The sequence below is a fragment of the Mycobacterium sp. E2462 genome (assembly GCF_001672685.1).
Taxonomy (GTDB): Bacteria; Actinomycetota; Actinomycetes; order Mycobacteriales; family Mycobacteriaceae; genus Mycobacterium.
Map to the genome: position 1 here is coordinate 1 of NZ_LZKC01000097.1, position 5786 is coordinate 5786.

Below are 5786 nucleotides of genomic sequence, written 5' to 3' on the forward strand. Positions count from 1 at the left end.
GCGGGGGCGCGGGGGCGGGGGGCGGTGCCCCGCCCTCGTCCGGCGCCAGCGGCAAAAACATGTGGTGGGTGAATCCCGCCTGGTAGGCACCCGGACCGCCCAAGTGGACGCCGCCGCGTTCCCCGCTGGACACCGCTGTTCCGTCCGGCAACGTTGCGGCCGTGTGGCCGCCGTTCCAGCCGATCACCAACGCGTTGGGGGCGGTGCCGTATTGGAACCCGCGCGCCAGCAGGGCGGCCTCTTCGTTCCCGGTGTTGAACCTGTTTCCGAAAACCGGCCGGTCCGTCGCCGCGTTGGCGACCCACGATACCAGCCCCGAGCAATCGGTCCCCGCCGGGGAATCCCCGCCCACAATATAGGGCGTCCCCGAGACCTGATTGACAAGCGACATCAACGTTGCGAGCACTACCATGGCCGGGGACGCTAGCAAGGGTAATTAACGTCAACCAAATTCTGTGGTGCAGATCATTCGCCTCGACCGCAATGGACCTGACGACGAGAAGGCATCGCCGTTAAGCATCGAATATCGGTTTCTCAGCAAATTGATTTCGGCGCGGATACAACGCGCCCGACATTGCGGCGGCCGGCTGAGCGACCACGTCAGCCCAAGGCCACGCCCATCTCCTGGGCGAAGACCTTGATCATGTGCTGAACGCCGATTTCATTGCGGCCGATGATCATGTGGTCGTGCTGGCCATGCCGAACCCCTTCGCCGCATTGGGGCAGCATCGCGAAGTCCTCGTCGCGAACGGCGGCGTGCACCCCGTCGAAGACCGCGTCGTAGGCCGCCCTCGTAGCTTCGTCGGTGGCGGGGATGCGGCCCATCCAACTGTGCCGGACCGTACAACGGGTCGGCTCGCCGTCGGGCAGCATGTCGATGATCTCCAGGCCGACGGGGCTGTTGGCAAGGATCAGGTTCGGATAGACCCAGTAGATCACCCCCATGTTCGCCAACGGCTCGTGCGGCGCCTCCGGATCGACCTCGAGGTTGGTGATCCAGTTGAAGGGGAAGCAAATTCGATGGTGCTTGCCGAACTCGTCATAGACCATCGTGTTGGCAAGGGTGTTCTGCCCGATCAGGCTCTGTCCGTGGACAAACGGGAAGTGATACCCCTCCGCGAACGCTTCCAGCGCGCCCTTCCAGGACACCTCGGAGGAGAATTCACGGTCCCCGTGGTAGCCGTAGCTCCGGTAATCCCACAGGTCGAGCTCGGCGCCGAGCGCACCCAAGTGTGCGTCGAGGTCGATGGCGGCCCCGGCGGTCAGAGTCGCCCAGATGAAGCCGTGCCGTTCCTCGGACGGCAACTCGACCAACCCGTAGTCGCCGGTGCGCATCGAGTCGAAGCCGGCCCGACCAGGAACCATGAACAGTTCGCCGGTGTTCTTGTACGTCCAGGCGTGGTATGGGCAGACGAAGCGCGACGCGTTTCCGGTCCCGCACGCGGGCATCGCGCCGCGGTGGCGGCAGTAGTTGAGGAAGACGTGACCGGCGCCCGAACGGTCTCGGGTGACCAACAACGAGTCGCCCAGCACCGAGCGCACCACGTAGTCGTTGCTGTTGGGCAGCTGCGCCGACGGCACGATCGCCAGCGGAACGCGGCGCAAGATCTGCGATTTCTCGAGTTCCGCGATCTTCGCGTCGCTGTAATAGTGCAGCGGCACCCTCAGCTCGCGCTCGGCCAGGTCCGTCGTGCCGTCCAAGGCATGACGCAGGCCGCGCCGCGTCAACGCCTCGGCGGTTCCGCTCACCGGATCAGTGTCAGTCAAGGCCATCGCCTCCCTTCGCACGATGACCATACATTTGCGCTTGCCTGTATTGTCAAGGACAAGGTTCGCTCTGTGCGACGATCACGGCATGCGACGGCACGGCTGGGCCGGGGACATCCCCGCCGACGACGAGGAGGCGGTCGCGCGGATCATCAGCGCCGCCCGCGCGGCCATCGACCAGCGCGGCACCGTCAGCGTGTCCGAGGTTGCGCAGTCGCTGGGCGTGACGCGACAGACCGTGTACCGCTACTTCCCCACCCAGGAGGCGCTACTGGGTGCCACCGCGCTGTCGTCGGTGGACGGGTTCCTCGATCGGCTCACCGCTCACCTGGGCTCGATCACCGACCCCACCGAGGCCGTCGTGGAGGGCATCGCCTACACCCTGGAACAGATCGCCCACGACTCCTATTTGAACCTGGTGTTGCAGCCCGGCAAGGCCAGCGCCCTGACGACCGGGGTCACCTCGGACCTCGCGGTCACCTTCGGCAGGTCCATTCTGCGACGGTTCGACGTCGATTGGGACGCAGCGGGTTTCACCGACGACCGGCTCGACGAACTGATCGAGGTCATGCTGCGCATGCTGCAGTCGCTCATCGTCGATCCCGGGCGCCCGGCGCGCACCGGGGCCAAACTTCGTGCCTTCCTTGCGGATTGGGTCGCGCCGTCGGTGCGGGCCCATTCCGTCCAGCAGCGCTGAGGACGGCTAAGCCGGGGTCCAAATCCCGTTGTTCCAGAACCCCCAGCCGTTCAAGGGGTTCCACATCAGGTTGGCGCCGGGCGCCCACGTAGGCTGCGGGGGCCGCGGCGGCGCCCATACCGGCGCCGGGCCCCACTGTCCGGCACCCGCGGGTCCGAACGGGCCGCCCGGGCGCTGCCAGTCGTGGCACTGATGCCAATCCCAGTCGGAAACGCTGCCCCAACTCGGGTCCCACTGCTCTCCCGGGCACCAATGGCCGACGGGCGCACCCGGGACCGCCTGGGCCGGCGCGCCGGGACCGCCGAGCGCTGCCAGCGCCAGCCCCCCGGACACCAACGCGCTCGTCGCCCGCCGACCCCACCGTCGCGTTCGCTTCACCGTCGCCATCTGCCAAGGATTTCCCGTGCGACACGATCCGGCAAGCGTTTTCGGTGAACCGCCTCAAAGGTGCTGCGAGCGCGGCAGCTCCGCGACGCCGCGCGCCACATCGATCAGTTTGACGTTGCGGTCCTGGGAGAGGCGCTTGAGCAGTTCGAACGCCTGGACCGCGTCGACGCCGAAACGGGTCATGAGGATGCCCTTGGCCTGCCCGATGACGTCCCTACTCGCCAGCGCGCTCAGGAATTGGCCTCTGCGACGGGCCGCGTCCCAGGCGAGCGCGGCGTGGGTGGCCAGCACGTACCCGATGTCGGCGGCCTCTTCGGCGAAAGCATGCGGCGCATCGGCGTAGACGTTGAGCGCGGCGCGGGTGCGGTCCGAGGTGAACAGGGGAAACGCCAGGACCGACCGGATGGGCGTGTAGCTGAGCGCGTCGCGCCGGTAGGACGGCCAGCGTTCCTCGGCGGCGAGATCGTCGACACGTACGGTGCGGTGACGCTGCTGCGCGGTCAGGCACGGGCCCTCGTGGTGCAGCTGTTGAATGGCATCCAGCATTGCCGGGTATCGATGCGTCGCCGCCGCGGTCTGCACGCCGGCCGTCGCGGTCACCAGCGTCACTCCCGCGTACTGGGCGCCTGGAACCTCCGCGACCGCGTACTCCGCGATGTGCTCGACCACGGAATCGGCGACACCGGGCGAAGTACCGTGCAGGTCCCGCGCGACATCGGCGATTCGGTGATAGACGTCGGCGTTCGAGTCAGTCTCGTGCATTCGGCACCCCCCGGTGCGGGTGAATGAGCAATGCGGCCCCGACCCAGTGGTCCCAAATTTACAGTCGCCGGCGTGCAAATTCCTGGCCATCGAACGAAGAGGCGGCGGCGCACCCTTCGCCGCGCGGACAAGTCGACCGCGGCGCGGTCAGGTTCCCGCTTCGTCCGGAGGGTCGTCGTAATGGCGACGGGTCTCCGCGACCGCGCGACGGACCTCGGCGTTTTCGCGTTTCGCCGCGGCTCGCTGGCGCTGCGCGCTTTCGTCGAGGCGCTGCAGCCGCTCGCGCTCGCGTTGCGCCGTCGCTCCCTCGCGTTGGTCCGCGCGCTGCTCCCGGTCGTCCGCCGCCAGCTCGCGATCGTCGGCGATCCGGTCGCGTTCATCGGCGACGCGTTCGCGCTCGTCGGCGACCCGCTCGCGCCTGGAGATGTCGCGCGCACGCCGCGCGAGGGCCTGCTCACGCGTCTGCAGATCCGCGGCGCGCCGTCCGACCACGCCCTGCGTGTCGGCGTCTTCATCACCGGGCACGACTCACTCTAACGCCGCGAGAGGCCGGGACGGGCCGCGATTTAGCTGACACCCGTCATTGACGGTCGTCAGCAACTTACGATACCGTGCGGCGATGGTGTCATCGCGCCTACCCGTGGCGGGCGCCGGAGCGCGGGAGGCTCGGCGGCTGCAGACGCGCGCGCGGTTGTTCGAAGCGGCGCTGGCCGAGATATCCCGGCGCGGCCTGGCGGCCGCGGATGTGAGCGCCATCGCGGCCGAGGCGGGAGTGGTGCGAGGCACCTTCTACTTTCACTTCCCCACCAAGGAACATGTCCTGGCCGAGTTGGAGCGCAACGAGGAAGCCCGAATCGTCAGTGAGCTCGGCACTGGCGCTGGTGATGTGACCGTGGTGCTCTGCGAACTGGTGCGACAGGTGCTTGATGCCGAAACGCGGTTAGGTGCAACGATATTCAGAGATATGCTGGGCTTGCATTTCGCATCGACACACCCGATCGACGTCGAGCTCGAGCAGCACCCCCTCCTCCGGTTCCTGGTGGGAGTCCTGCGGCGGGCACAGGCCGAGGGCCAGGTTGTCGCCGCGGCGGACGCGGAAGAACTAGCGACGTTCTTCCTCACCGGACTTTTCGCGCTGCTGTCCACGGGGGCTCATGACTCGGCGCTTCTGCGTCGTTACGTCACAACGGTTGTCAAGGGAATGGAGAAGCGATGAACCGCACCGGCATCGAGGGCTACCGGGATTTTCTGGCCGAGCGGGACGGCGCGGCCGACCTTCTCAATAGGCGACTTGAAAACCGCGAGAGGTTCTTCGACGAACTCGAACGCCACCCCATCCGCTCGGCGCACCCCGCCGACCGCGCGACGTTTCTGCGAAACCTGCGGCGCCGGCGGCCCGAGCCCGGCCTGGACCGCAAGATGCTGTTCCTCCTGGCGACCGCCAAACTCAACCAGGCCGAACGGTTCGGTGTCGGGCTCGGCGAAACCTACGGGCGCAACAGCGACGAGGAGTTGCCGCCCGAGAACGTCTACCTCGAACTCGAAGAGCACTATCACACCCGGCTGCTCGCCTACGCCCTGGACGCATTCGACCTGACGTTTCAGGTCGTGCCGCCGCCGTTCGTCATGCGGCAATTCGTCAAGACGGGCGTATTCCTACCGCAACGACTCGGCTTCCTGTTCGTCGGCGCCGCGGAGATGGCCGGTTGCCGCATGTTCGACGAACTGCGCCGCGCCGGTCGGGAGCTGTTTGCCGACGAACCCGCGGTCGCCGAGCGCATCGAATTGCTCTACAACGAAATACTGACCGACGAGATCGGCCATGTCGGCTATTGCGCCTCGCGGTGCACGGCCGCGGAGCGGGTGGTCATGCGTCGCATCTACCCGTTGATCGGCCGGCTGGTCGCGAGGCAGACCCCGGAGATCGGCCTACTGGTCGGCGCCAAGGCGCTGCGTGCGCGGCTCGACCGCCCCTTCGACGTCGACGAGCTGACGGCGGACTTGGGCAACGAGACCTACCTCGTCACCCATCCCTGAGCCGGGCGTTCACACCGCAAACTTCGCCCGCGCCCGGTCGGTGACGGGGGTGAACAGGTTGACGAGGTTGCCATCGGGATCGCGGAACAATAGTGCGCGGTTGCCCCACGGCATCGTCGTCGGCTCCGTCACCACC

The 5786-nt window shown here is 67.3% G+C and carries 8 protein-coding genes and 1 pseudogene; 4 read left to right on the plus strand and 5 right to left on the minus strand.

The features are described from left to right. Positions 1 to 412: pseudogene (locus A5714_RS04725) on the minus strand (hypothetical protein); the annotation flags it as partial. Positions 413 to 600: 188 nt separating this feature from the next. Next, entirely contained in the window at positions 601 to 1773 is a 1173-nt protein-coding gene (locus A5714_RS04730) for an SRPBCC family protein (protein WP_068283244.1), read from the minus strand. An 82-nt stretch (positions 1774 to 1855) separates the two neighbouring features. On the opposite strand from A5714_RS04730, the gene A5714_RS04735 reads away from it, so the two are divergent. Then, positions 1856 to 2464 (plus strand): TetR/AcrR family transcriptional regulator, encoded by a 609-nt coding sequence (locus A5714_RS04735; RefSeq protein ID WP_068283226.1) that lies wholly within the window; start codon positions 1856 to 1858, stop codon positions 2462 to 2464. A gap of 6 nt (positions 2465 to 2470) precedes the next feature. On the opposite strand, the gene A5714_RS25085 is transcribed toward A5714_RS04735, so the two are convergent. Next, the gene (locus A5714_RS25085) at positions 2471 to 2851 is read right to left on the minus strand and encodes a hypothetical protein (RefSeq protein ID WP_082959566.1); all 381 of its coding nucleotides are present in this window, start codon (positions 2849 to 2851) and stop codon (positions 2471 to 2473) included. A gap of 54 nt (positions 2852 to 2905) precedes the next feature. Next, the gene (locus A5714_RS04740) at positions 2906 to 3613 is read right to left on the minus strand and encodes a GAF and ANTAR domain-containing protein (RefSeq protein WP_068283227.1); all 708 of its coding nucleotides are present in this window, start codon (positions 3611 to 3613) and stop codon (positions 2906 to 2908) included. Between the two features lie 180 nt (positions 3614 to 3793). On the opposite strand from A5714_RS04740, the gene A5714_RS25900 reads away from it, so the two are divergent. The 3 genes from A5714_RS25900 to A5714_RS04755 all read left to right on the plus strand — a co-directional run bounded on the left by A5714_RS25900 (position 3794) and on the right by A5714_RS04755 (position 5650). Further along, entirely contained in the window at positions 3794 to 4150 is a 357-nt protein-coding gene (locus A5714_RS25900; protein ID WP_068283230.1) for a hypothetical protein, read from the plus strand. Between the two features lie 82 nt (positions 4151 to 4232). Further along, a complete protein-coding gene (locus A5714_RS04750; RefSeq protein WP_068283235.1) occupies positions 4233 to 4829 on the plus strand; it encodes a TetR/AcrR family transcriptional regulator in 597 nt (198 codons plus the stop codon). Continuing rightward, positions 4826 to 5650, plus strand: a complete 825-nt coding sequence (locus A5714_RS04755; RefSeq protein ID WP_068283238.1) for a hypothetical protein — start codon at positions 4826 to 4828, stop codon at positions 5648 to 5650. Before A5714_RS04750 ends, A5714_RS04755 begins: the two co-directional genes overlap by 4 nt. Positions 5651 to 5659: 9 nt before the next feature. Here the strand turns inward: A5714_RS04755 and A5714_RS25095 are convergent. Continuing rightward, positions 5660 to 5786, minus strand: a 127-nt coding sequence (locus tag A5714_RS25095) for a VOC family protein (protein ID WP_369829423.1), incomplete at its 5' end; no start/stop codon positions are given.

Coding starts and splice junctions, on each gene's coding strand:
- A5714_RS04750 (WP_068283235.1), top strand. CDS start 4,233: ATGGTGTCATCGCGCCTACCCGTGGCGGGCGCCGGAGCGCGGGAGGCT.
- A5714_RS04735 (WP_068283226.1), top strand. CDS start 1,856: ATGCGACGGCACGGCTGGGCCGGGGACATCCCCGCCGACGACGAGGAG.
- A5714_RS04740 (WP_068283227.1), bottom strand. CDS start 3,613: ATGCACGAGACTGACTCGAACGCCGACGTCTATCACCGAATCGCCGAT.
- A5714_RS04755 (WP_068283238.1), top strand. CDS start 4,826: ATGAACCGCACCGGCATCGAGGGCTACCGGGATTTTCTGGCCGAGCGG.
- A5714_RS25085 (WP_082959566.1), bottom strand. CDS start 2,851: ATGGCGACGGTGAAGCGAACGCGACGGTGGGGTCGGCGGGCGACGAGC.
- A5714_RS04730 (WP_068283244.1), bottom strand. CDS start 1,773: ATGGCCTTGACTGACACTGATCCGGTGAGCGGAACCGCCGAGGCGTTG.
- A5714_RS25900 (WP_068283230.1), top strand. CDS start 3,794: ATGGCGACGGGTCTCCGCGACCGCGCGACGGACCTCGGCGTTTTCGCG.